Annotated in this window: 21 protein-coding genes; 19 read left to right on the top strand and 2 right to left on the bottom strand. The window is 70.1% G+C overall.

Translation table 11 applies throughout. From position 1 onward, the window contains the following. The 15 genes from VMS22_07730 to purF all read left to right on the top strand — a co-directional run bounded on the left by VMS22_07730 (position 1) and on the right by purF (position 15,428). Positions 1 to 237 (top strand): DUF448 domain-containing protein, encoded by a 237-nt coding sequence (locus VMS22_07730; GenBank protein ID HXJ33918.1) that lies wholly within the window; start codon positions 1 to 3, stop codon positions 235 to 237. Between the two features lie 5 nt (positions 238 to 242). After that, positions 243 to 2,960: a translation initiation factor IF-2 gene (infB, locus tag VMS22_07735; GenBank protein ID HXJ33919.1), complete on the top strand. Its 2,718-nt coding sequence runs from the start codon at positions 243 to 245 to the stop codon at positions 2,958 to 2,960. Between the two features lie 18 nt (positions 2,961 to 2,978). Continuing rightward, the gene (locus VMS22_07740; protein ID HXJ33920.1) at positions 2,979 to 3,266 is read left to right on the top strand and encodes a DUF503 domain-containing protein; all 288 of its coding nucleotides are present in this window, start codon (positions 2,979 to 2,981) and stop codon (positions 3,264 to 3,266) included. 12 nt (positions 3,267 to 3,278) lie between these two features. Continuing rightward, the gene (rbfA, locus tag VMS22_07745; GenBank protein ID HXJ33921.1) at positions 3,279 to 3,644 is read left to right on the top strand and encodes a 30S ribosome-binding factor RbfA; all 366 of its coding nucleotides are present in this window, start codon (positions 3,279 to 3,281) and stop codon (positions 3,642 to 3,644) included. Beyond that, entirely contained in the window at positions 3,641 to 4,525 is an 885-nt protein-coding gene (gene truB, locus VMS22_07750) for a tRNA pseudouridine(55) synthase TruB (protein ID HXJ33922.1), read from the top strand. Before rbfA ends, truB begins: the two co-directional genes overlap by 4 nt. A 97-nt stretch (positions 4,526 to 4,622) precedes the next feature. Next, positions 4,623 to 4,892 carry a 30S ribosomal protein S15 gene (gene rpsO / locus VMS22_07755; protein ID HXJ33923.1) on the top strand — a complete coding sequence of 90 codons (270 nt, stop codon included), beginning with the start codon at positions 4,623 to 4,625 and terminating at the stop codon, positions 4,890 to 4,892. An 86-nt stretch (positions 4,893 to 4,978) separates the two neighbouring features. Further along, on the top strand, positions 4,979 to 7,075 hold the full coding sequence (pnp, locus tag VMS22_07760) for a polyribonucleotide nucleotidyltransferase (protein HXJ33924.1): 2,097 nt from the start codon (positions 4,979 to 4,981) through the stop codon (positions 7,073 to 7,075). Between the two features lie 3 nt (positions 7,076 to 7,078). Beyond that, positions 7,079 to 8,332: a pitrilysin family protein gene (locus VMS22_07765; GenBank protein HXJ33925.1), complete on the top strand. Its 1,254-nt coding sequence runs from the start codon at positions 7,079 to 7,081 to the stop codon at positions 8,330 to 8,332. Then, the gene (gene dut / locus VMS22_07770; GenBank protein ID HXJ33926.1) at positions 8,329 to 8,778 is read left to right on the top strand and encodes a dUTP diphosphatase; all 450 of its coding nucleotides are present in this window, start codon (positions 8,329 to 8,331) and stop codon (positions 8,776 to 8,778) included. The genes VMS22_07765 and dut overlap by 4 nt, the downstream gene beginning before the upstream one ends. Next, positions 8,775 to 10,061 (top strand): adenylosuccinate lyase, encoded by a 1,287-nt coding sequence (gene purB / locus VMS22_07775; GenBank protein ID HXJ33927.1) that lies wholly within the window; start codon positions 8,775 to 8,777, stop codon positions 10,059 to 10,061. The genes dut and purB overlap by 4 nt, the downstream gene beginning before the upstream one ends. Then, complete coding sequence (gene purC / locus VMS22_07780) at positions 10,061 to 10,774, top strand: phosphoribosylaminoimidazolesuccinocarboxamide synthase (protein HXJ33928.1); 714 nt, start codon at positions 10,061 to 10,063, stop codon at positions 10,772 to 10,774. The genes purB and purC overlap by 1 nt, the downstream gene beginning before the upstream one ends. Beyond that, positions 10,774 to 11,034 (top strand): phosphoribosylformylglycinamidine synthase subunit PurS, encoded by a 261-nt coding sequence (purS, locus tag VMS22_07785; GenBank protein ID HXJ33929.1) that lies wholly within the window; start codon positions 10,774 to 10,776, stop codon positions 11,032 to 11,034. The genes purC and purS overlap by 1 nt, the downstream gene beginning before the upstream one ends. Positions 11,035 to 11,036: 2 nt before the next feature. Then, positions 11,037 to 11,774, top strand: coding sequence for a phosphoribosylformylglycinamidine synthase subunit PurQ (gene purQ, locus VMS22_07790; protein HXJ33930.1), 738 nt, complete (start codon positions 11,037 to 11,039; stop codon positions 11,772 to 11,774). Next, on the top strand, positions 11,771 to 13,981 hold the full coding sequence (gene purL, locus VMS22_07795; protein ID HXJ33931.1) for a phosphoribosylformylglycinamidine synthase subunit PurL: 2,211 nt from the start codon (positions 11,771 to 11,773) through the stop codon (positions 13,979 to 13,981). The genes purQ and purL overlap by 4 nt, the downstream gene beginning before the upstream one ends. 37 nt (positions 13,982 to 14,018) lie before the next feature. Continuing rightward, positions 14,019 to 15,428: an amidophosphoribosyltransferase gene (gene purF / locus VMS22_07800; protein ID HXJ33932.1), complete on the top strand. Its 1,410-nt coding sequence runs from the start codon at positions 14,019 to 14,021 to the stop codon at positions 15,426 to 15,428. A 66-nt stretch (positions 15,429 to 15,494) separates the two neighbouring features. Here purF and VMS22_07805 read toward each other — a convergent pair whose 3' ends face one another. Both VMS22_07805 and nadB read right to left on the bottom strand, forming a co-directional pair. After that, entirely contained in the window at positions 15,495 to 16,712 is a 1,218-nt protein-coding gene (locus tag VMS22_07805; GenBank protein HXJ33933.1) for a hypothetical protein, read from the bottom strand. Between the two features lie 175 nt (positions 16,713 to 16,887). Beyond that, positions 16,888 to 18,510: an L-aspartate oxidase gene (nadB, locus tag VMS22_07810; protein ID HXJ33934.1), complete on the bottom strand. Its 1,623-nt coding sequence runs from the start codon at positions 18,508 to 18,510 to the stop codon at positions 16,888 to 16,890. Positions 18,511 to 18,642: 132 nt separating this feature from the next. Here nadB and VMS22_07815 point away from each other — a divergent pair, with 132 nt between their 5' ends. The 4 genes from VMS22_07815 to VMS22_07830 all read left to right on the top strand — a co-directional run. Continuing rightward, positions 18,643 to 19,272: a lytic transglycosylase domain-containing protein gene (locus tag VMS22_07815; protein ID HXJ33935.1), complete on the top strand. Its 630-nt coding sequence runs from the start codon at positions 18,643 to 18,645 to the stop codon at positions 19,270 to 19,272. 22 nt (positions 19,273 to 19,294) lie between these two features. After that, the gene (pgsA, locus tag VMS22_07820) at positions 19,295 to 19,864 is read left to right on the top strand and encodes a CDP-diacylglycerol--glycerol-3-phosphate 3-phosphatidyltransferase (protein ID HXJ33936.1); all 570 of its coding nucleotides are present in this window, start codon (positions 19,295 to 19,297) and stop codon (positions 19,862 to 19,864) included. A 138-nt stretch (positions 19,865 to 20,002) separates the two neighbouring features. After that, the gene (locus tag VMS22_07825; protein ID HXJ33937.1) at positions 20,003 to 22,897 is read left to right on the top strand and encodes a hypothetical protein; all 2,895 of its coding nucleotides are present in this window, start codon (positions 20,003 to 20,005) and stop codon (positions 22,895 to 22,897) included. Positions 22,898 to 23,289: 392 nt separating this feature from the next. After that, a partial coding sequence (locus VMS22_07830) for a hypothetical protein (protein ID HXJ33938.1) occupies positions 23,290 to 24,536 on the top strand: 1,247 nt, incomplete at its 3' end.

Consider the following 24,536-nt stretch of genomic DNA (forward strand, 5'->3'; position numbering starts at 1 on the left):
GTGGGATGCGGGGAGCGTGCACCGCAGCCGGGCCTGGTGCGCATCGTGTGGCGTGACGGCGGGCTGCACACCGATCGCGCGCGGCGCGGCGGCGGTCGCGGAGCTTATGTGCACGAGCAGGCGGCGTGCTTCGACGCGTTCGTGCGACGGCGAGGGCCGGTGCGCGCGCTGCGTGCCTCGGTGCCGCGGCACGCCCGTGAGGCGCTCGTGGCAGCGCTTCGCGAGGGGAAAGAGTAGGCACCATGTCCAAACGCATCCACGAGCTCGCGAAGGAGTGGGCCGTCGAGCCGAAGGCCGTCGTCGCCGCGGCCGAGCAGATCGGTTTGAAAGGCAAGCGCTCGCAGAGCGTCGTCACCGAGGACGAGGTGCAGCGGCTGAAGCAGACTCTCGGCCTGGCGCCGCGCTCGCCCCAGGTGACGGTCGGCGCCGAGCGCGTCGTGGCCGAGCGTCTGGTCACGCAGCGCGAGGCGGGCGTCGAGCGGCTGGTGACGTCGCGCGAGCAGACCACCGAGACGCGCCTGCAGGCGAACGTGATCCGCCGTCGCGTCGCACGCGAAGTGCTGAAGCGCGAGGAGCTCCCCGGCGTGCCCGACGCCGAGGGCGGCGGTGCGATCCCGCCTTCGCTCGACTTCGACGAACCCATTCCGCCGCCGCTCGACGTGCCGCCACCCGCGGATTCGCCGGCGCCCGAGCCGCGGACCGTCGTGGCCGACGCCCACCCGGCGCCCGCGCCCGTCCCGCCGCCCAAGCCCGCCGCGCGTCACGTCGAAGCAGCGCCGCCTCCGCCGGTGGCGAAGACGGCGAGGCCCGCTGGCGCGCCCGCTCGAGTCGCCGAGACACCCGCCGCGCCACCGCCGCCGAGCGCACCCGGGTTCGAGGAGCAGCGTGGGCCGAAGGTGCTCGGACGGATCGACCTCCGCAAGGCGACGCCGCCGCCGAGCGCTCCGGGATGGCGTCCGGGAGGCGCGCCGGCCGAGACCCCCGGGACCGCTCCCGCGGGCGACGCGGCGAAGAAGCGCAAGGGACGCAAGGTCATCCAGAAGGACGACCTCGCCAGCATGGCGGAGCGCGACTTCTCGCGCGGCGCCAAGCGCCCGATGAAGAAGCGGGCGCAGCCCGGCAAGGAGCTGAAGAAGCCGGAGATCACGACGCCGCGCGCCTCCAAGCGCATCATCCGCATCTCGGAGGTGATCTCGGTCGGCGATCTCTCGAAGTCGATGGGCGTCAAGGCCAGCGAGGTCCTGAAGAAGCTCATCGACATGGGCATGATGGCGACCATCAACCAGATGCTCGACCACGACACGGCCGTGCTGGTCGCGAGCGAGTTCGAGTATCAGGTCGAGAACGTCGCCTTCGACGCCGAGCAGAGCCTCGAGGCGGAGCAGGAAGGCGTCGCCGGGGAAGCGGTGCCGCGCGCCCCGGTCGTGACGATCATGGGCCACGTCGATCACGGCAAGACGTCGCTGCTCGACGCGATCCGCGCGACCAACGTCGCGGAGGGCGAGGCCGGCGGCATCACGCAGCACATCGGCGCCTACACGGTCGACGTGCACGGGCGGACCGTCACGTTCCTCGACACCCCGGGTCACGAGGCGTTCACCGCCATGCGGGCCCGCGGCGCGAAGGTGACCGACATGGTCGTCCTCGTCGTGGCGGCCGACGACGGCATCATGCCGCAGACGGTCGAAGCCATCAACCACGCCCGCGCCGCCGAGGTGCCGATCATCGTCGCGGTGAACAAGATCGACAAGCCGGGCGGCAACGTCGAACGCGTGAGGCAGGAGCTCGGCAACTACGGCCTCGCACCCGAAGAATGGGGCGGCGACACGATCGTCGTGCCGGTCTCGGCGAAGACGCACGAGGGCATCCCGCAGCTCCTGGAGATGCTCCTCCTCCAGGCCGACGTCCTCGAGCTGAAGGCCAGCCCGCAGCGCAACGCGCGCGGCACGATCGTCGAGGCGCGGCTCGACCGCGGGCGCGGTCCGGTCGCGACCGTGCTCGTGCAGGAGGGCACGCTCCACGTCGGCGACTCGTTCGTGTGCGGCGTCCAGTACGGACGCATCCGCGCCATGGTCGACGACAAGGGCAAGCGCATCGACGAGGCCGGGCCGTCCATGCCGGTCGAGATCCTGGGGCTGGGTGGCGTGCCCGACGCCGGCGACGTGTTCGTGGCCCTGCAGGACGACCAGAAGGCGCGCCAGATCGCCGAGCACCGCCGCGGCAAGCAGCGCGAGGCCGACATGGCGAAGACGGCCAAGGTCTCGCTCGACGACCTCTACAACCAGATCCAGACGGGTGACGTGAAGGAGCTGAAGGTCGTCCTCAAGGCCGACGTGCAGGGCTCGGTCGAGGCCCTGACGGAGGCGCTGGGGCGCCTGTCGACGAACGACGTCCGGCTGAACGTCATCCACGGCTCGGTCGGCGGCGTCACGGAGTCCGACGTGCTCCTCGCCACGGCGTCGAACGCGATCGTCATCGGCTTCAACGTGCGGCCCGAGCCGAAGGCCGCGGCGCTCGCCGAGCGCGAGGGCGTCGACCTCCGCATGTACACCATCATCTACGAGGCGCTGAACGAGGTCCGTGAAGCGTTGGAGGGTCTCCTCGAGCCCGTGGAGCGCGAGAAGGTGCTCGGCCGCGTCGAGGTCCGCCAGGTCTTCACGATCAGCGGCATCGGCCAGGTCGCCGGCTGCTACGTCGTCGACGGGAAGCTCGTCCGCGGCGTGCGAGCGCGCCTCGTGCGGGACAACATCGTCGTCTTCGACGGCAAGATCTCGAGCCTGCGTCGCTTCAAGGAGGACGTCCGCGAGGTGGCGGCGGGCTACGAGTGCGGCACCGGCTTCGAGAACTACCAGGACGTCAAGGTCGGCGACGTCATCGAGCCGTACGAGGTCGAGCAGGTGGCGCGGCGGCTCGCGGCTCCGGCGGGCAAGGGCGCGCAAGCGGCCGAGCGGTCGGTGTAGCCGCCGGGAGGCGCCGCCATGGTGGTCGGCGTACTGCGGCTCGAGCTTCGCTTGCCGGAGACGCATTCGCTCAAGGGCAAGCGCAGCGTTCTGCGCTCGATCAAGGCCCGCGTGCAGCAGAAGTTCAACGTCTCGATCGCCGAGTGCGAGGACCACGACCTCTGGCAGCGCGCGATCCTCGGCGTGAGCCAGGTCGGCCCCGATCAGCCCCACGTCGACCGGTGCTTGCGCGAAGTGGTGATGTTCATCGACGACCTGCAGCTCGCCGAGCTGGGCGAGGAGCGGGTCGAGTTCCTGCACTACTGAGGCGGAGGACGGATGGCCGACCATCGCCGGGAGCGCGTCGAGCACCTCTTGCGCGCCGAGCTCGCGTCGCTCCTCCAGCGCGAGGCGAGGGATCCCCGCCTCGCGACCGTGACGGTGTCCGCCGTGCGCATGACGGCCGACCTCCGGCAGGCGCGCGTCTTCTATCGCGTGCTGGGCGACCCCGCCGACGTGGCGCCCGTGCAGAAGGGCCTCGACCATGCGACCCCGTTCCTGCGGGCACGGGTCGCACGTTCGCTCGGCCTGCGCGTGACGCCCACCCTGCGCTTCGAGTACGACACCACGCCGGACACGGCGCGACGTGTGGACGACCTCCTGCGCTCGGCTACGCCGGGGTCGTCGGAGGACGAGGAGACGTGAACGGCATCCTCCTCGTCGACAAGCCCGAGGGCATGACGTCGGCGGGCGTCGTTCGCCTGCTGAAGCGGCCGCTCGAGCCCGCGAAGATCGGTCACCTGGGTACGCTCGACCCGTTCGCGAGCGGGCTCCTGCCGCTGTGCGTGGGCGAGGCGACGAAGGTCGCCCGCTACCTCCTCCTCGAAGACAAGGCCTATACGGGACGCATTCGCCTCGGCGCCGAGACCGACACGCTCGATCGGACGGGCGCTGTCACCGCGCGCGCGCCCGTCCCGGAGCTGACGCAGTCCGCGGTGGACGAGGTCGCGGCTCGCTTCCGCGGCCCGCAGCGCCAGACACCGCCGATGTACTCGGCGCTCAAGCGCGACGGCGTTCCCCTCTACAAGCTCGCCCGCAAGGGCATGGAGGTCGAGCGCGAGGCGCGCGAGGTCGTGATCCACGCCCTCGCGCTGCGCCTCGTCGCGCCGGACGCACTCGACTTCGAGGTCCGGTGCAGCAAAGGGACGTACGTCCGGGTGCTCGCCGCCGACCTCGGCCTGGCCCTCGGAACGGTAGCGCACCTCGAAGAGCTCCGCCGCACGCAGGTCGGAACCTTTCGCGTCGAGGACGCCCGGGCCCCGGAGGCCCTTCGCGGCGAGCCGCTCTCGTCGTGGCCCGTCATCGGGATCCCACAGGCGCTTGCGGGGCTGCGTCGATTCACGCTGTCCGGCCCCGACGTGGCGACGCTCCGGCGGGGTCAGCAGGGGCCGCTCGGAGCCCTGCCGAAGGGCGAGGCGGGCGAGGCGGCGCTCGTCCTGACCCAGGAGGGCGCCGTCGCGGCCGTGATCGAGGTCGCCGACGCCGATCGGGGTTGGCGCATGGTGCGGGTCCTCGCGGCGGGGTGAGAATCGGGGCGGGCTCGCTTTACAACGCGGGACCCGCATGTTACGACCACGCGTCTAAACGGAAGAAGCGAGAAAGAACGGAATCGGAGAGGGCGGGATGGCAGTGCTCCAGGAGCGCACCAAGGAACTCGTGACGTCGTATCGCCGCCACGAGTCGGACACGGGGTCACCCGAGGTCCAAGTGGCGCTTCTGACCGATCGGATCACGTATCTGACCGAGCACTTCAAGGTTCACCAGAAGGACCATCACTCCCGTCGCGGTCTGCTCAAGCTCGTAGGGCAGCGCCGCCGCATGCTGGATTACCTGCGTCAGCGCGATTTTCAGCGCTACAAGAGCGTGATCGAGCGCCTCGGTTTGCGGAAGTAGGGTAGAGGGCGCAAGCCTCCCCTCCTTCTCCCCGTAACGGCTCGCCAAATAACAATGGCTGCGGTGTAAGCCGCGGGGAGAGACGCATGTCCGAACGCATCGAGATCGAGTTCCACGGTCGCCCACTGGTCGTCGAGACCGGCAAGGTCGCCAAACAGGCGGGCGGGTCCGCCTGGATCCAGTACGGCGAGACCGTCGTGCTGGTGACCGCGACCGCCAGCCGCAGCGCGCGGGAGGGCATCGACTTCTTCCCACTCACCTGTGACTACCAGGAGAAGACCTTCGCGGCCGGCAAGATTCCCGGCGGCTTCTTCAAGCGCGAGGGGCGCCCGGCGGAGAAGGAGATCCTCACCTCCCGCCTCCTCGATCGCCCGATCCGCCCGCTGTTCCCGAAGGGCTTCAACTGCGAGACGCAGGTGATCGCGACCGTCCTCTCGCACGATCGCGAGAACGATCCCGACGTCATCTCCATGCTCGGGGCGTCGGTGGCGCTCACCCTCTCTGATGTCCCGTTCAACGGCCCCATCGCCTCCGTCCGCGTCGGGCGCATCGGCGGCAAGCTGGTCGTGAACCCGACCGTCTCGCAGTTGCTCGACAGCGACCTCAACATGGTGGTCGCCGGCAGCCGGGACGCGATCGTCATGGTCGAGGGCGGCGCCCGGATGCTGCCCGAAGCGGACGTGCTCGAAGCGCTCTTCGGGGCCCACAAGGCCATGCAGCCCCTCATCGCGCTGCAGGACGACCTTCGCAGCCGCGCCGGGAAGCCGAAGCGCACGATCGTCGCGCCGCCGGTCGACGAGGCGCTCGCGTCCTCGGTGCGCGACTTCGCGCTGCCGAAGCTGCGCGCGGCGCTCGGCAAGACCGTCAAGCAGGAGCGCTACGCGGCGCTCGATGCCGTGCACGACGAGACCATCTCCACGCTCGGCGCCGGCGACGCCGAGAAGACGAAGCAGGTCGGCAAGCTCCTCGAGAAGGTCACGAAGGAGGTCGTCCGAGCCCAGATCATCAACGACCGCAAGCGCATCGACGGACGCGGCCTCGCCGACATCCGGCCGATCACCTGCGAGATCGACGTGCTGCCGCGGGCGCACGGCTCGGCCGTCTTCACGCGCGGCGAGACGCAGGCGCTGGTCGCGACCACGCTCGGCACGTCGTCCGACGAGCAGAAGATCGACGCCCTCATCGGCGAGTACTACCGGAAGTTCATGCTGCACTACAATTTCCCGCCGTACAGCACGGGCGAGACGAAGTTCCTGCGCAGCCCCGGCCGGCGTGAGATCGGCCACGGCGCGCTCGCCGAGCGCGCGATCCTGCCCGTCCTCCCGGACGAGAGCGCGTTTCCCTACACGATCCGCGTCGTGTCCGAAGTGCTCGAGTCGAACGGGTCGTCGTCCATGGCCTCGGTGTGCGGCGGTACGCTCTCGCTCATGCAGGCCGGTGTTCCGATCAAGGCGCCGGTCGCCGGCGTGGCGATGGGGCTCATCAAAGAGGGCGGCGAGGTTCGCGTGCTGTCCGACATCCTCGGCGACGAGGATCACCTGGGCGACATGGACTTCAAGGTGACGGGCACGCGGGACGGTATCACCGCCGTGCAGATGGACATCAAGATCGGCGGCGTCACGCAGGAGGTGATGTCGCAGGCGCTCGAGCAGGCCCGCCAGGGTCGCGTCCACATCCTCGAGGTGATGGCGAAGACCATCGGGGCACCGCGCGGCGAGTTGTCGGTCCACGCACCCCGGATCGTCACCGTCCACATCAAGCCCGATCGCATTCGGGACCTCATCGGCCCCGGCGGCAAGACCATCCGCGGCATCGTCGAGGAGACGGGCTGCAAGATCGACGTCGAGGACGACGGCACGGTGCTGGTCGCGTCGAGCGACGGCGTCGCGATGCAGAAGGCGCTCGATCGCATCCGCGGCCTCACGGCCGAGGCCGAGGTGGGCAAGATCTACCGCGGCACCGTGCGCCGCATCGTCGACTTCGGCGCCTTCGTCGAGATCATGCCGGGCACCGACGGTCTCGTGCACATCTCGCAGCTCGCCAACGAGCGCGTGCGCGCGGTTTCGGACGTCTTGAAGGAGGGCGACGTCATCGACGTGAAGGTCCTCGAGGTCGACAAGTCGGGCAAGATCCGGCTCTCGCGCAAGGAAGCGATGAAGCAGGCCCAGGAGGCCACCCGTTAGGGCATGCGGGCCACCCGCCTCCCCAACGGTATCCGCGTTCTGTCCGAGGAGCTTCCCGACCTGGGATCGGTGACGGTCGGGATCTGGGTCGAGAACGGCTCGCGGTACGAGCGCGTCGACCAGGCCGGCATCTCCCATTTCCTGGAGCACCTCTTCTTCAAGGGGACGGAGCGGCGCACGGCCGCGCAGATCGCCGAGGAGATCGACGCCGTCGGCGGTGTGCTGAACGCGTTCACCGGCAAGGAGTACACCTGCTACTACGCGAAGGTCCTCGACGAGCACCTGCCGCTCGCCCTGGACCTCCTCGCCGACGTGTTCACGCACTCGCGCTTCGCCGAGGACGAGATCGAGCGCGAGCGGACCGTCATCACGCAGGAGATCTCGCAGATCGAGGACACGCCGGACGACTACGTCCACGACCTCTTCGCTCTCGCGTTCTGGCCCGATCACCCGCTCGCGCGCCCGATCGCCGGCACGGCCGCCAGCGTGTCCGGCTTCCACCGCCCGCACTTCCTCGACTTCCTGGGTGCCCGCTACCGGCCCGATCGCATCATCGTCGCCGGTGCCGGCAATCTGCGCCACGACGCGCTCGTCGACGTGGTCGCGACGCAGCTGGGGCCGCTCCAGGGCATCACTCCCTCGCCCGACGGCGTGCCGCCCACGCCGCGCGCCGGTCTCGCGGTGCACGAGAAGGACTTGGAGCAGGTGCATCTCTGCCTCGGCACGCCGGGGCTCTCGCAGGGGGAGGAGGATCGCTACGCCGCGCACCTCCTGAACCTCGCCCTCGGCGGGGGCATGAGCTCGCGGCTCTTCCAGGAGATCCGCGAGCGACAGGGCAAGGCCTACACCGTCTACTCGTTCCTCACCTCGTACCGGGACACCGGCTACCTCGGTGTCTACCTCGGCACGAGCCCGCAGTGGACGCGCGAGGTGGTGGCGACGGTGCGCGCCGAGCTCGCGCGCGTCACGCGCGACGGTCTCGCACCGGCGGAGCTCGCCCGCGCCAAGACCCAGATGAAGGGCAGCATGCTGCTCGGTCTCGAGACGAGCGACAGCCGCATGAGCCGGATCGCCAAGAACGAGATCTACTACGGCCGCGACGTTCCCATCGGCGAGGTCGCGGCCCGGTTCGACGCGGTCACGAACGACGACGTCGTGCGCATCGCCGAGCGGCTCTTCGGCACCGACGTCATGACGCTGACCGTGCTCGGGAACCTCAAGGGAGAGTCGCTCGACGCCGGGGTGCTCGTGGGATGAGCGCGGCGGTGCGGGTCGCCGTCGTGCGCGTGCGCGACCCGCGTACGCCGCTGCCCGCCTACCACAGCCCCGGCGCCGCCGGACTCGACCTCACGGCCGACACGGACGAGATCGCGCTGCCGCCCGGCGGCCGCGCACTCGTGCCGACCGGCATCGCGGTGGCGATCCCGCCCGGATTCGAGGGGCAGGTGCGGCCGCGCAGCGGCCTCGCGAATCGCTCGGGCGTGACCATCCTCAACGCGCCCGGAACGATCGACAGCGACTACCGCGGCGAGATACAGGTCCTGCTCGTGAACCTGGGCACCGACACCGTCGCGGTCCGTCGTGGCGAGCGCATCGCCCAGCTCGTCGTGGCGCCGGTCGCCCGCGTCGTCTGGGACGAGGTCCAGCAGCTCGAGCCCACGTCGCGGGGCGACGGCGGGTTCGGGAGCACGGGGGCGCGATGATCGAGCGCTACACCCGTCCCGCCATGGCGGCCGTCTGGACCGACGAGACGCGGCTCGGGCACTGGCTCGCGGTCGAGCTGGCGCTGGTCGACGTCCTCGCGGAGCGCGGCGAGGTGCCGGTCGACGCCGCGCGGCGCCTGCGCGCCGGCGCGCGCGTCAACGTGCGCCGCATGCAGGAGATCGAGGCCGAGGTGAAGCACGACGTCATCGCCTTCGTCTCCTCGGTCGCCGAGACGGTGGGCGACGAGGGACGGTTCCTGCACCTCGGGCTCACCTCGAGCGACGTGGTCGACAGCGCGTTCGCGCTGCAGCTCCGCGACGCCGCCGACCTGCTGCTCGCCGAGCTCGACCGCCTGCGCGGCGCCGTGAAGGCCCAGGCGCTCCGGCACAAGCACACGCCCATGATCGGGCGTACGCACGGGATCCACGCCGAGCCGATCACCTTCGGGCTCAAGTGCGCGAGCTGGTACGCCGAGCTGGGACGCGATCGGCGACGCCTCGCCGCCGCGCGCGACGAGATCCGCCACGGGAAGCTCTCCGGCGCGGTCGGGACGTTCGCGAACAACGATCCGTCGGTCGAAGCGGCCGTGCTGGGCCGCCTGGGGCTCGTGCCCGAGCCGATCGCGACCCAGGTCGTGCCGCGCGACCGGCACGCCGTCTTCTTCACGACCCTCGCCGTCCTCGCCGGGACGTGCGAGCGGATCGCACTCGAGATCCGGCACCTGCAGCGCACGGAGGTGGGCGAGGCCGCGGAGCCGTTCGGCAAGGGCCAGAAGGGCTCGTCGGCGATGCCCCACAAGCGGAACCCGATCCTCACCGAGAACGTGTGCGGGATCGCGCGCCTCGTGCGGGGCTATGCGATGGCGGCGCTCGAGAACATCGCGCTGTGGCACGAGCGCGACATCAGCCACTCGTCGGTGGAGCGCGTGATCGCGCCCGACGCGACGATCGCGCTCGACTTCGCGCTCGCACGGCTCGTGGGCGTCGTCGCCGACCTCGACGTGCGCCCCGAGACGATGGCCGCGAACCTCGCGCGCATGGGTGGCGCCATCTTCTCGGAGCAGGTGCTGCTCACGCTCGTGCGCAAGGGCGTCGCGCGCGACCAGGCGTATCGCTGGATCCAGCGTCACGCGCTCGCCGGCGGCGATCTGCAGGCGCGGCTGCGCGACGACGCCGACGTGCGACGCCATCTCGATGCCGACGAGCTCGCGAGTCTCTTTGACATCGCTCACCACCTCCGGCATATCGACGCTCTCTTCGCGCGAGCTCTGGAGGACGGGTGATGGAGCGGCGTGAGCTTCTCTACGAAGGCAAAGCCAAGCAGGTCTATCGCACCGACGATCCCGGTCTGCTGATCCAGCGTTTCAAGGACGACGCGACGGCGTTCAACGCGCAGAAGCGCGGGACGATCGCCAGCAAGGGCGTGCTGAACAACCGCATGTCCGAGGTGCTGTTCAAGCTGCTCGAGGAGCAGGGCGTCGGCACGCACTTCGTCCGGCGCCTCTCGGATCGCGACATGCTGATCCGCGCCTGCGAAATCGTGAGAATCGAGGTCGTCACGCGCAACATCGTCGCGGGGAGCCTCGCGGAGCGGCTGGGGCGCGCCGAAGGCGAGCTGCTGCCGGAGCCGATCGTCGAGCACTACTACAAGGACGACGCGCTCGGCGATCCGTTGATCAACGACGGACACATCGACCTGTTGCACCTTGCGACGCCGGCGGAGCTCCAGTTCATGAACCAGTGCGCGCTCAAGGTGAACGCGATTCTGCGCGAGTTCCTCGATGCGCGCGGCATCGTGCTGGTCGACATGAAGCTCGAGTTCGGGCGCCACGACGGCAAGATCCTGCTCGCCGACGAGATCTGCCCCGACACCTGCCGCTTCTGGGACAAGGAGACCGGCGAGAAGCTCGACAAGGACCGCTTCCGCCAGGACCTCGACAACGTCGAGGAAGGCTACCAGGAAGCGGCGCGCCGCATCTGCGGTATCGCGGCGTGATGGCGGGCGTGCGGGCACGGGTCTACGTCACCCCGAAGCGCGGCATCCTGGATCCCCAGGGCAAGGCGGTGCAGCAGGGCCTGCACGCGCTCGGCTTCGTCGAGGTGGGCGACGTCCGGGTCGGCAAGTACCTCGAGATGCGGCTGAAAGACGTCAGCCGCGACGCCGGCGCGGAGCGCGTGCGCGCGATGTGCGAGCGCCTGCTCGCCAACAAGGTCATCGAGGACTACCGGGTCGAAGTGGACGAGGAGGCGCGCTAGCCGTGCGGTGGGGCGTCGTCGTCTTCCCCGGCTCGAACGACGACCGGGACGTGCTGCGCGTGGCGGGACGCGTGCTCGGCGACGACGCGGTCGCGCTGTGGCACAAGGAGCGCGACCTGCGTGGCTGCGACGCCGTGGTGCTGCCCGGCGGCTTCTCGTACGGCGACTACCTGCGCTGCGGAGCCATGGCGGCGTGCTCGCCGATCATGGACGCCGTGAAGCAGCACGCGGAGCAGGGGGGCGTCGTCCTCGGCACCTGCAACGGCTTCCAGATCCTGTGCGAGGCGGGATTGCTGCCCGGCGCCCTGGTCGTCAACCGGAGCCTCAAGTTCATCTGCGAGATCGTGAACGTGCGGGTGGAGACGACGGACACGGCGCTCACGTACGGTTGCCGGACGGGCGAAGTCCTGTCGCTCCCGATCAAGCACGGCGAGGGGTGCTACGTCGCCGACGAGGCGACGCTCGCCGCTCTCGAAGAGCGCGGCCAGGTGGTGTTCCGCTACGCCGATCGCAGCGGCCGCGTGACGGCCGAGAGCACCCCCAACGGCTCGCTCAACGGCATCGCCGGCGTCTGCAACGCGGGGCGCAACGTCGTCGGGCTCATGCCGCACCCCGAGCACGCGAGCGAGCGGCTCGTCGGCTGCGAGGACGGCCTCAAGCTCTTCCGCTCGGTGCAGGCGTGGGTCGGCCGCGGCGCCCGCGTCCCGCGCCGCGAGCCCTCGGTCGTCTCCGGCCCGTGACCCGCCCGGACGTCACGGTCGACACGGCCGTCGGGCAGGGGCTGACGGCCGAGGAGTACGCGAAGATCGTCGAGCTGCTCGGGCGCACGCCCACGTTCGAGGAGGTCGCCGTCTTCGGCGTCATGTGGTCCGAGCACTGCTCGTACAAGAGCTCGCGCCACTGGCTGAAGCAGCTCCCGACGACGGGGCCGCAGGTGCTCCAGGGGCCGGGCGAGAACGCGGGCGCCGTCGACATCGGCGACGGGCTCGCGGCCATCTTCAAGATCGAGAGCCACAACCACCCGTCGTTCGTCGAGCCGTTCCAGGGCGCGGCGACGGGAGTCGGCGGTATCCTGCGGGACGTCTTCACCATGGGCGCCCGGCCGGTCGCCATCATGGACTCGCTGCGTTTCGGGAGCCTCGACCACCCGCGCACCCCGTTTCTGACCCGCGGCGTGGTGGCGGGGATCGGACACTACGGCAACTGCATCGGCGTGCCGAACGTCGGCGGTGACGCCGCCTTCGACGCCGCCTACGACCACAACATCCTGGTGAACGCGTTCACGCTCGGGATCGCGCCCGCCGACCGCATCTTCCGCGCCAAGGCGGCGGGGCCGGGCAACCCGGTCATCTACGTCGGATCGCGCACCGGACGCGACGGGATCCACGGCGCGAGCCTTCTGGCGTCGGCGTCGCTCGACGCGCTCGCCGAGGAGAAGCGGCCCGCCGTCCAGGTGGGCGATCCGTTCACCGAGAAGCTCCTCCTGGAGGCATGCCTCGAGCTCATGCGGACGGAGCACGTGGTCGCCATCCAGGACATGGGGGCGGCGGGCCTCACGTCGAGCTCGGTCGAGATGGCCGGGCGTGGCGAGGTCGGCGTGGTGATCGATCTCGACCAGGTGCCGCTGCGCGAAGACGGCATGACGCCGTACGAGATCCTGCTCTCCGAGTCGCAGGAGCGGATGCTCCTCGTCGCGAAGCAGGGCAGCGAGGACGCGATCGCCGAGATCTTCCGCCGCTGGGACCTGCAGGCGGTCGCCATCGGGCGCCTGACGGACGACGGAGTCTGGCGCTGTCGGTGGCACGGCAAGGAGGTCTGCGCCATCCCGGCCGGCGCGCTCACGGACGCAGCACCCGTCTACCGCCGGCCGGCCGAGGAGCCGGCGCGTCTGAACGAGGTGCAGCAGCTCGATCTGCGGGCCGTGCGCGAGCCCACCGACTGCACGCAGACGCTCCAGGCCCTGCTCGAGAGCCCGAACCTCTGCTCGCGCGAGTGGATCTATCGCCAGTACGACCAGTTCGTGGGCGGCAACACGGTCGTGCGCCCGGGGGGCGACGCCGCGGTCGTGCGCGTCGAGGGCACCCGGCGCGGGCTCGCGCTCGCCGTCGACTGCAACAGTCGCTACACGCGACTCGATCCCTACGTGGGCGCGGTCATCGCCGTGGTCGAGGCGGCGCGCAACTGCGTGGCCGTCGGCGCGCGGCCGCTCGCGCTCACCGACTGCCTCAACTTCGGCAATCCCGAGCGCCCCGAGATCATGTGGGAGTTCCAGCAGGCGATCGCCGGCATCCGCGACGCGTGCCTCGCGCTCGGCACGCCGGTGGTGTCGGGGAACGTGAGCTTCTACAACGAGACCGAGGGTCGCAACATTCCGCCCACGCCGACGATCGCGATGGTCGGCGTCATGGACGACGTCGAGCAGTACCTGACGCCGTGGTGGAAGTCGGAGGGCGACGCCATCGTGCTGCTCGGCCGCACGCGCGAGGAGCTGGGCGGCAGCGAGTACCTGGCCGTGATGCACGGCCAGACGCGCGGTACGCCGCCGTGGATCGATCTCGAAGCCGAGCGGCGCCTCCATCGCGTCGTCCTGGCGGCGGTGCAGGAGCGCCTCCTGCGCTCGGCCCACGACGTGGCCGAAGGCGGGCTCGCCGTCGCGCTCGCCGAGTGCTGCTTCGGTGGCTTGCGGCTCGGGGCGCGCGTCGCCCTGGAGGGCGGCATGCGTACGGACGCGCTCCTGTTCGGGGAGAGCCAGTCGCGGATGCTCGTCTCGGTGCGTCGCAAGAGCGTCAACCAGCTGAAGGAGCTGGCCCGCCAGGAGGACGTCCCGTGCACGGTCCTCGGCGAGGTGCGCGGCCACAGCGTCGCCATCGACGGGCTCGTCGACCTGCCGATCGAGCCCGCGCGCGAGCGGTGGCGGCGCGCGCTCGAGCGACGCGTCGGTGGCTGAAGCGGGGCGGGTGCGGTAGACTTCCTGTCGCGGAGCCATGGTGGACAAGTTCCACGAGGAGTGTGGTGTCGTCGGCGTCTACGGACATCCGGAGGCGTCGACGCTCGTCTATCTCAGCCTCTATGCGCTCCAGCACCGGGGCCAGGAGAGCGCGGGCATCGTGGCGTCGAACGGCGAGGCCCTGATCGCGCATCGGGGCATGGGGCTGGTCGCGGACATCTTCCACCAGGACATCCTCGGGCGCCTCGAGGGACGGCTGGCGATCGGCCACAATCGCTACTCGACGGCGGGATCGACGGTGCTGAAGAACTGCCAGCCCTTCGTCGTCGAGTGGGCGCAAGGCGCGCTCGCGATCGCCCACAACGGCAACCTGGTGAACGCCGAGGCCCTGCGCGAGAAGCTCGAGCAGCGCGGGTCGATCTTCCAGTCGACGTCGGACACCGAGGTCATCATCCACCTGATCGCGGCCTCCAGCGGAGCGACGCTCCTCGAGCGCATCGTCGACGCTCTCGCCCAGGTGCGGGGCGCCTACTCGCTCGCGTTCCTGACCGAAGACCGCCTGATCGCGGCGCGCGACCCGAACGGGTTCCGGCCGCTCGTGCTGGGCCGCGTGGGCGACGGATGGGTGGTCGCGTCGGAGACCTGCGCGTTCGACCTGATCGGGGCCAAGTACGAGCGCGAGATCGAGCCGGGCGAGATCGTCATGATCGGCGAGCGCGGCATCGAGTCCGTGCGGCCGTTCCCGGCGGCGCCACGCCATCACTGCGTGTTCGAGTACATCTACTTCGCGCGGCCGGACAGCCTCGTCTACGGCCGCAACGTCTACGACGTCCGCAAGGCGCTCGGCCGCCAGCTCGCGCGCGAGAGCGGCGTCCCGGCCGACATCGTCGTGCCGGTACCCGACTCGGGCGTGCCCGCCGCCATCGGCTACGCCGAGGAGGCGAAGCTCCCCTTCGAGATGGGGCTCATCCGCAACCACTACGTCGGGCGGACCTTCATCGAGCCGCAGAGCTCGATCCGGCACTTCGGCGTCAAGGTGAAGCTGAACGCGCTTCGCGAGGTGCTGGCCGGCAAGCGCGTCGTGGTGGTCGACGACTCGATCGTGCGCGGCACGACGAGCCAGAAGCTCGTCATGATGATCCGCCAGGCGGGCGCGCGCGAGGTGCACATGCGCATCAGCTCGCCGCCGACGACGAACCCCTGCTACTACGGGATCGACACGCCGACCAAGGGCGAGCTCATCGCGTCGTCACAGTCGCTCGAGGAGATCCGCCGGTTCCTGGGCGCCGATTCGCTCGCGTACCTCAGCATTCCGGGGATGTACGGCTTCGTCGGCGGTGAGGGCAACGGCTTCTGCGACGCGTGCTTCACCGGCAACTACCCGGTGGCCCTCAGCGACGACACGCGAGTGCGCCAGCTCCACTTGTTCGAAGCGCGCGATCGCTGAGGGCCCGACCCGAGAGCCGCCTCGGGTCGGGCGCCTGGCGATTCGTTCGGAGGGCGCGCTTCCCGGCTACCGGCAGGCGTGTCGGGCCTGCCGCATCTGCAGCCCAAGCCGACGCACCTGCATACGACAGCTCTGTCGCCCGGCGCAGACCGCCCGTACGCGCGTCTTGATCGCCTGCTTCGCCGCCTTGAGGCACGCGCGCAGCTCGGCCCGGTTGGCGGGACAGCCACAGAGCTGCCCGAGGCTGCACCCGCTGCCGCTGACGACGGCGCTCGGCGGGGTCGCCGTACACGTGTCGCCATCGTCGGTGACGCCGTCACCGTCCTCGTCGTCGTGCTCGCCGTCGTCGTCGCTGCTCCCCGGCAGTTGCACGCCCACGACCGCGAAGGCGCCGGCCGCGTTGCTCACCGTCACGTTCTGGATCTCGAGGATCTCGCCCTCCGCCAGGGCGGGGAACGTACCCTGTCCGCTGCCCGCGCCGTCGGTCAGCGAGAACGCGACCGGGGGGATGGCGAAGGTGGCGCCGCCCTTGGTTGCTGCGACCGTGGCCGTGACGTCGCCGCTGGCCGGTAGCATGGTGGTGGGATCGATGACGCCGCGGAGGCGGACCCGTACCGTGCCGTGCGGGCTGATCTGGACGAACGCGCTGCCGGCCGAGTCGAAGCTCCAGTCACCGGGGTCGGAGTCGGCGACGAGTGACGAGGAGTAGTTGCTCTCGGACTCGCCGTCGCCATGGTCGCCATGGTGATGCCGGGCAAGGCCGTCGTGGTCTCCCTCGTCGTCTCCCTGATCGCCGTCGCCCTCGCCGTGATCGCAGCTACTGCCGTCGCCGAGCACGCCGGGCACGAACGTCGTCGTATTGGCGACCACCAGGGTCACCTTGGTGATCTCGAGCACGTCGCCCACGCCCAGGCCGAGCGAGCCGCGAAAGCAGGCTCGACCGTCCTTGATGTCGATGGGCAGGAAGGGCGACGCCGGGACGAACGGTGCGCCGTTCAGCACGCCTGCGATCGTCAGGACGCCGCCACCCGTGAGGGTCAGTGGTGCGCCGGCGGAATCGACGAGGCCGCCGATCTTCATCTTCACCTCGCCGCCGTCCTGGGCTTCGATCTTGATCCGCGCGATCCCCTGCGGGACGGCTGCGGGATCGGTCACGCCGGACGGAACGAGCGACGCGTTGAAGCGTCCGCCGCCCTCCTCGTCGCCGTCCTCGTGGTGAGCCCACCCCGGGGCCGAGAGCGTGAGGACCGCAACACCGATCGCGAGCACCTTCAGCATCCGCATCGTCCACCTCCATCCGGCCGCTGCGCGAGCACGCCGGACATCCTTGCTCGAGTCCCTCCGAGTATACCGAGTCGGTCGAGGACTCGAAACCACGACGACCGCCGCGTGCAGCATGCGCGCCGACGCGAAGAGCGCGGCAGGCGCGCAGGATCACGTCAACGCGGAGGGCATCGCACTAGCTGCGCGCGGACAGCAGCTCGGGCTCCTCGCCGTCGCGGCGCCGCACGATCGTGTCGTGGGTCCAGGCGGGATCGGGGTCCGGGTGGTCGACCGTGTAGTGCAGGCCACGACTCTCCTTGCGGCTGAGGGCGCAGGCGATGATGAGCTCGGCCACGGTGGCGAGGTTTCGCAGCTCGACGAGGTCGCTCGTCAGCAGGAAGTCCCAATAGTAGGCGCGGATCTCGTCCTGGAGGAGGGTGATGCGCTTGCGGGCGCGCTCGAGGCGCCGGTCGCTGCGCACGATGCCCACGTAGTTCCACATGAAGCGCCGGATCTCGTCCCAGTTCTGGTGCACGACGACGGACTCGTTGCTGTCGACGGCATGACCGGGATCCCACGGGCGAAGCGCCGGCGGTTGGCGGCGGTCCTCGCGCAGGCGGCCGAGCGCGTGGCGTCCAGCACGGTAGCCGAACACGAGGCCTTCCAGGAGCGAGTTCGACGCCAGACGGTTCGCGCCGTGGAGCCCCGTGCACGCGACCTCGCCGGCGGCGTACAGCCGCGGGATCGACGTGCGGGCGTCGAGGTCGGTCGAGAGACCGCCGCACACGTAGTGCGCGGCGGGGACGACCGGAACCGGGCCCTTGGTCAGATCGAACCCGAAGCGCAGGCAGCGCTCGTGGACGGTCGGGAAGCGGTCGCGGATCCAGTCGGCCGGCTTGTGGCTGATGTCGAGGTACACGCACTCGAAGCCGCGCGCCTTCATCTCATGGTCGATCGCGCGGGCCACGATGTCGCGCGGTGCGAGCTCGGCGCGTTCGTCGTACTGCGCCATGAAAGGCTCGCCGTTCGGACGGCGCAGGACGGCACCCTCGCCGCGGAGCGCTTCCGTCAGCAGGAACGATTTGGCGTCCGGGTGGTAGAGGCACGTCGGGTGGAACTGGAAGAACTCCATGTTCGCGACCGTCGCGCCCGCCCGATAGGCCATTGCGAGGCCATCCCCCGTCGCGACGTCGGGATTCGACGTGTAGAGGTACACCTTGCCGGCGCCGCCCGTGCAGAGGACCGTGGCGCGCGCGGTGAAGCGGTGCACGGCACGGGTCGACAGGTCGAAGACGTACGCGCCCCAGCATTCGTGCGTCGGTCCCGAGCGGTCGAGCAGCAGGTCGATCGCGAGATGGTTCTCGAAGATCCGGATGGCGGGGTGCGCACGCACCGCCTCCGAGAGCGCGCGGATGATCTCGTGCCCGGTCGCGTCGAGAGCGTGCAGGATCCGGCGGTGCGAATGGCCGCCCTCGCGCCCGAGGTCGTACTCGCGATCCTCCTGGTCCCCACGCACGTCGAAGTTCGTGCCGAGCGCGATCAGATCGCGCACGCGTGCCGGGCCCTCGCGCACGACCGTTTCGACGACGTCGCGGTGACAGAGGCCGGCCCCGGCGACGAGAGTGTCCTCGGTGTGCGATTGGAAGCTGTCTTCGGGGCTCCAGACCGACGCGATGCCGCCTTGCGCGTACTGGCTCGAGCTCTCCGGCAGGCGGTCCTTCGTGATGACGGCGACGGGGCCGAATGCCGCGCACTGGAGCGCGCACGTGAGACCGGCTATGCCACTGCCGATGACGAGGACTTCCGTCTGGACCGCCACGGCTCCGGAACCTTCGCGGAGGGCGGTCGCTGGGTCAAGGGCGGCGCGCCGTCCTCGATTGACCTTCAGGAGGGCGGCCCGTATCTTGACGAAGGGATGCGACCACGGCGGGCGTGGAGCGGGGGATGGGTGGTGGCTGCGTTGGGGGTGCTCCTCGGCGTCGGGCCGGCCCACGCGCACATCTATTCGATGCGCGACCCCGAGACGGGTGCGATCATGATCACCAACGCGCCCTCCCAGGGCGCCGCACGCCTCATGGTGCGCGAAGCGCCGCGTCCGCTGCCGGTGTCGCCGATGAGTCCCTCGCGGCTGCCGCCCGGATCGACGAACCAGGCGTTCGACCCGCTCATTCGCGAGATGGCGCGCGTGTACGACGTCGACTACGCGCTGGTGAAGGCGATCATCAAGGCCGAGTCGGGCTTCAACCACCGCGCGGTGTCGCCGAAGGGCGCGCAGGGCCTCATGCAGCTCATGCCGGCGACCGCGGCGCAGCACCAGGTGCACGACGTCTTCAAGCCGCGGGACAACATCGAGGGTGGGGTGCGGCACCTCAAGTGGCTGCTCGACCGCTACAACGGCAACGTCGACCTCGCGGTCGCGGCCTACAATGCGGGTCACCAGCGAGTGGAAGAGGCGGGGGGGATTCCCAACATCGCCGAGACCCGCGAATACGTGCAGCGGGTCAGGCGCTACCGCGAGAACTATCGCCGGGAGCGTCCGGGTGGCCCAGGTATCGTCTACATCACCTCCGCCACTCACTGATCAGGTAGGCCGCGGGGCCGCCGTGACCGCGCTTCCGAACCTGCTCTCGCTGTGTCGGATCGCGCTGGTTCCCATCGTCGTCGTCGTCCTCATGTGGCCGGGGCCCGTGCCCCGCGCCGTCGCGGCCGGCCTCTTCATCGTCGCCTGCATCACCGACTACCTCGACGGATGGCTCGCGCGACGCCGGCAGAGCACGACCGTGCTGGGGCAGTTCCTGGATCCGCTCGCCGACAAGCTCCTGGTGGCGGCCGTGCTCATCATGCTGGCGGCCGTCCCGCCCGACCCGCGCGTGCCGGGATGGATGGCCGTGGTGATCGTGCTGCGCGAGTTCGCCGTGACGGGACTGCGGGGCATCGCCTCGCAACGCGGCGTCGTCGTCCCGGCGCAGGAGCTCGGGAAGTACAAGATGATCTTCCAGATCTTCGCGCTGACGGGGCTCCTCGTGCACTACCCGTACGCGATCCCGGGCACGACCATGGTCGTCGACTTCCACGCGGCGGGCATGCGGTTCCTGTGGATCGCGCTCGCGGTCGCGGTGTGGTCGGGGATCGACTACTACGTGCGCGTGCTGCGACAGATCGACCTCGACTGACGCCGCGCGCCGCCCCCGCCGTACCTCAGTTGCCTGGGCGTTTGCCGTCCAGACAGCAAAATCGCCATTGCCAGCGCCATTCTAGGCGCGGTATGCACGGGTGCCCTCTCCACGAACACGGACGTCAAGGAGATCGAGATGATCCGACGGCGCATGCGATTCACCCCGGCGCTCTTCGCGTGTCTCGCGCTCGGCGCGAGCGCGGTCCTCGCACAGTCCCCATCGCGCGTGGCGTCCACGTACGTGCTGATCGGCATCGACACGCTCAACATGAAGGAGTTCACCTTCACGAACGTGGGCGACGTCGGGGTCAACAACGCCGGCGGCACGATGTCGTGGGGCCGGAAGTCGTTCTTCGCCAACAACAGCGCGGTCGTGGCGGACGTCCTGTCGCGCGCCGGCAAGCAGAGCAGCCTGTACGACCTGTTCGCGAACACGGTCGTCTCGCCGCTGGCGCAGGCGGGAGCTACGGTCCGCCACCTGGGCCCGATCGCGTGGTCGCCCGTCCCGCTCATCACCCCGCTGCCGGCCGCGCCGTCGTGCGTGCCCGGCGGTGCGCCCGTCACGGTGGTGAAGAACCAGTCGATGACGCTCGGGCCCGGATCCTACGGGTCCCTGGTCATCCAGAACGGCGCGACGCTCACGCTCTCCGGCGGCAGCTACTGCTTCGCCGACGTGAAGGGCGGCCGGAAGGCGACGATCCTCGCCCACGATCCGGTTCAGGTGGTCGTCATGGGACGCTTCCGCATGAATCCGGGCTCGGTCGTGGGTCCCGAGGCGAACGCCCCGTTCGGGGCTACCGACATCCAGGTCGGGGTCGCCGGCAACCAGGTGAAGTTCGGCCACAAGAGCAAGATCTTCGGCGTGTTCTACGCTCCGAACGCGCTCCTGCGCTTCGGGCGTGGCGGCTTCTACACCGGGCAGTTCATCGCCAAGAACCTTCGCTCGGACTTCGGAGACAGCTTCACGCTGGAGGTGTGCGGCAACGGCATCGTCGACGCCGGCGAGCAGTGTGACGGTGGGCCGGCGGGCAACCCGTGCTGCATCGCGTGCAAGTTCGCGCCGGGCGGCACGCCGTGCCCCGACGGCAACGTCTGCAACGGCGACGAGCTGTGCAGCGCGTTCGGCCAGTGCGTTCCGGGAACGCCGATCACGTGCATCGACAACGACCTGTGCACCGACGACGGCTGCGAGCCGGCCGTGGGCTGTACGTTCACCAACAACGACCTCCCGTGCGACGACGGCAACGGCTGCACGGTCGCCGACACGTGCGGCGGCGGCTCGTGCCAGCCCGGAACCTTGCTCAACTGCGACGACGCCAACGCGTGCACGACGGAGACGTGCGTCCCGCAGCTCGGCTGCGTCCACACGCCGGTTCCCGACTGCTGCAACGTCGACGCCGAGTGCGCCGACACGGATCTGTGCACCACGAACGAGCGCTGCATCGATCACATGTGCGTGAGCGATCGCGTGGACTGCGACGACGCCAACGGCTGCACCACCGACGGCTGCGTCCCGGACGTCGGCTGTACGCACGTCGGCAACGGATCGGCCTGCGACGACGGCGACGCGTGCACGGCCGGCGACGTGTGCACGGGCAGCGCCTGCGGCGGTATCGTCCTCGGCTGCAACGACGGCGATCCCTGCACGATCGACTCGTGCGACTCCGCCTCCGGGTGCGTCCACGACCGCCTCCCCACCTGCTGCAGCTCGGACCCGCAGTGCAGCGACGGGAACGCATGCAACGGCTTCGAGACCTGCGGTCCGGGCGGCGTGTGCGTGCCCGGGACGGCGCCCTTCTGCAACGACGGCAAGCCATGCACGACCGACACCTGCGATCCGGCGATCGGGTGCCGCCACGACACGTCGCCCGACGGCACCGCGTGCCCGAACGGCAACAAGTGCGACGGGCGGGAGCTCTGCGTCGGCGGCATCTGCACCGATCAGCCCGACCTCGACTGCGACGACGGCGACCCGTGCACGATCGACTCCTGCGATCGGATCCTCGGCTGCCTGCACTCCCCCGTGACGGTCCCGAGCCCGGGGTGCGCGTGCCCCAACGGCGACAGCGAATGTGACAACGGGAACGTCTGCGACGGCGTCGAGACCTGCGACGTGTCGCATCAGTTCTGCCACCCGGGCACGCCGCTCGTCTGCACCACGACGGACCAGTGCCAGATTCCCACCTGCGACCCGCAGGCGGGATGCGGCAGCGAGGCCAAGCCCGACGAGACCCCGTGCGACGACGGCAACGCGTGCACCGGCCCCGACCAGTGCGCCAAGGGCGTGTGCAAGACGCCGCCGGTCGTCTGCGACGATCGCGACTTCTGCACCAGCGATGCGTGCGATCCCGCGACGGGCTGCACGTACGCGCCCATTCCCGGTTGTACGGGCGAGGCGCTGTTCTGCACGCTCCCCCAGGAGGGCTATGGCTCGAACGTGGGCGTCGCAAACGGCGGGCAGGGATGGATCACGAACAACCCCGGCATCCTCCCGATCTCGATCGGCGCGCCCGGCACCGGGGCGTCGGTCACGATCGACACGCAGCTCGGCCTCATCCATTTCCTGCCCACGAGCGGCACCCCGAACGTGCTCTGCGGGAACCCGATGCCCGTGCCGTGCCCCGGCGACCTCGTCGTGAACGGCCTCTCCGACGTTCCGGATCCGATCGGCTCCGGATCGGGCGGCGACGGCGCCGGCACGCTCGCGGGCGAGACGATCGCGCTCAGCCTCAGCGTGGCGCTGTCGAACTCGGGCGCGAACCCGACCGGCCTGGGGGGCTACGGCCTGCCGGATTCGTTCTGCACCTGCGACGCGCTCGGCGGTCGCATCGGGCCGTTCCCGATCTCGCAGTGCATCCGCAGCAACGCGACGACCGTGAACAACCTGCTGTCGCTGGCGAACCAGGCCCTGCGCGGCATCCCGCTGTCGATGATCGACCCGTGCCTCACGAAGGCCGACATCGCGACCACGCTGAACAAGCTGAACCACGGCTTCGATCGGTGCCGGACGGTGTGCAGCTGCACGCCGTGACGCGCGCCGGCCGGCGGTCGGGCGGCGTGCCTGACAAAGCGGCAGGCGTGCCTGCCGATCCGTCACGGCGCACGTGGTCGCACGCCCGGAAGGTGCTGATTCCCCTGTAGTTCTTGGCTCATCGATTGCTTTCTCCCACGCGAGCCGGGCGGCGGAGGAAGCCCGGATTGCACAAGGGGGTGCTCGATCCGCTGTTCAGCCGCGTCGTTCATGCCGTCGCTCGCCGGCGGGCCGCCCCCGCGAGTCCACGATCGATCCCTACGTGATCCGTCAGGCGTCAAGGCATTTGCGGTAGCGCGAAGACGCCGCGCGTGGGATGAGAGCGCCGAGGGACCGCGGCCCGTACGGGGCTCGGTCGACAACGACTTCCCCGGCACGTACGACACCACCGGATGCTCACCTCCATGATCGGCAGCGGCGCGGCGGTGGCCCTGCTGGCCCTGCTGATCGGCGCGCCCCAGGCTCGCGCCACGGACGCCTGCGCCGGGCTCCCCAACGGCACTGCCTGCACCGCGACGGCCGACCTGTGCTGCAGCCCCGACGTCTGCAAGGACGGCGTCTGCGTCGACGGGGGAGGGGGAGACCCCGACCACGACGGCCATTGCAGCGCCAACGACAACTGTCCGGCCGTCGCCAATCCGGACCAGGCCGATGCCGACAGCGACGGCTTCGGCGACGCCTGCGACGTCCCGCTCAGTCGCTTCCAATGCTACGAGGTGAAGCCGGGCGACTTCCCGCTGGTGCCGGTGACGGTCGAGGACTTCTTCGGGACGCTGGCCTACCCCGCACGGTCCCCCCATCGCTTCTGCGCCCCGATCGCCACGAGCCCGCCCGCACCGGGCGCCGACCAGTTCCTCGTGGGCTACACGGTCCGGCAGCAGTTCCGGCGCCTCGAGGATCGCCGGGTCGTGAACGAGTTCGGAACGACCACGGTGGACGTCCTCCGCCCCGATCTGCTGATGGTGCCGACGGCGGCGAGCCTCGACACCGCGCCGTCGCCGCTCGTTCCACCGCTCGTCGACCACTTCCAGTGCTACCGGGTGCGCCCGTCGGAGGGCTTCTCGCCCGTCGTCGGTGTCACGATCACCGACGCGATCGAGACCGTCGTCGTCGACCTCGTGAAGCCGACTCGCCTGTGCCTGCCCGCGAACAAGAACGACGAGGACCCGACCGCGTCGACGCGTCTCGACGATCTCCTCTGCTATCGCCCCCGATCGGACGCCGGCTTCGGCACCGTGACGGCGTTCACCCAGAACCAGTTCGGCGCCGACAAGGCGAAGTTGATCCACCGCCGGGAAGTCTGCGTGCCATCGCGTCTGGATCCGCCTCCGACCACCACCACGACCTTGTCCTGCATACCGACGACGAGCACCAGCACGACCACGTCGTCGAGCACGTCGACGTCGACCAGCACGTCGTCCTCGACGAGCACGTCCACCTCGACCTCGAGCTCCACCAGCACGACCACGTCGTCGAGCACGTCGACGTCGACCACCACGTCGACGACCACCAGCTCGTCCACCTCCACCTCGACGTCCAGCAGCACCACCACGTCGACGAGCACGTCGTCCTCGACCAGCACGACGACCAGCAGCTCCACGACGACGACCACGAGCACCAGCACGACGACCACGACCAA

The organism is Candidatus Eisenbacteria bacterium, from assembly GCA_035577985.1.
Classification (GTDB): Bacteria; Desulfobacterota; Binatia; order DP-6; family DP-6; genus DATJZY01.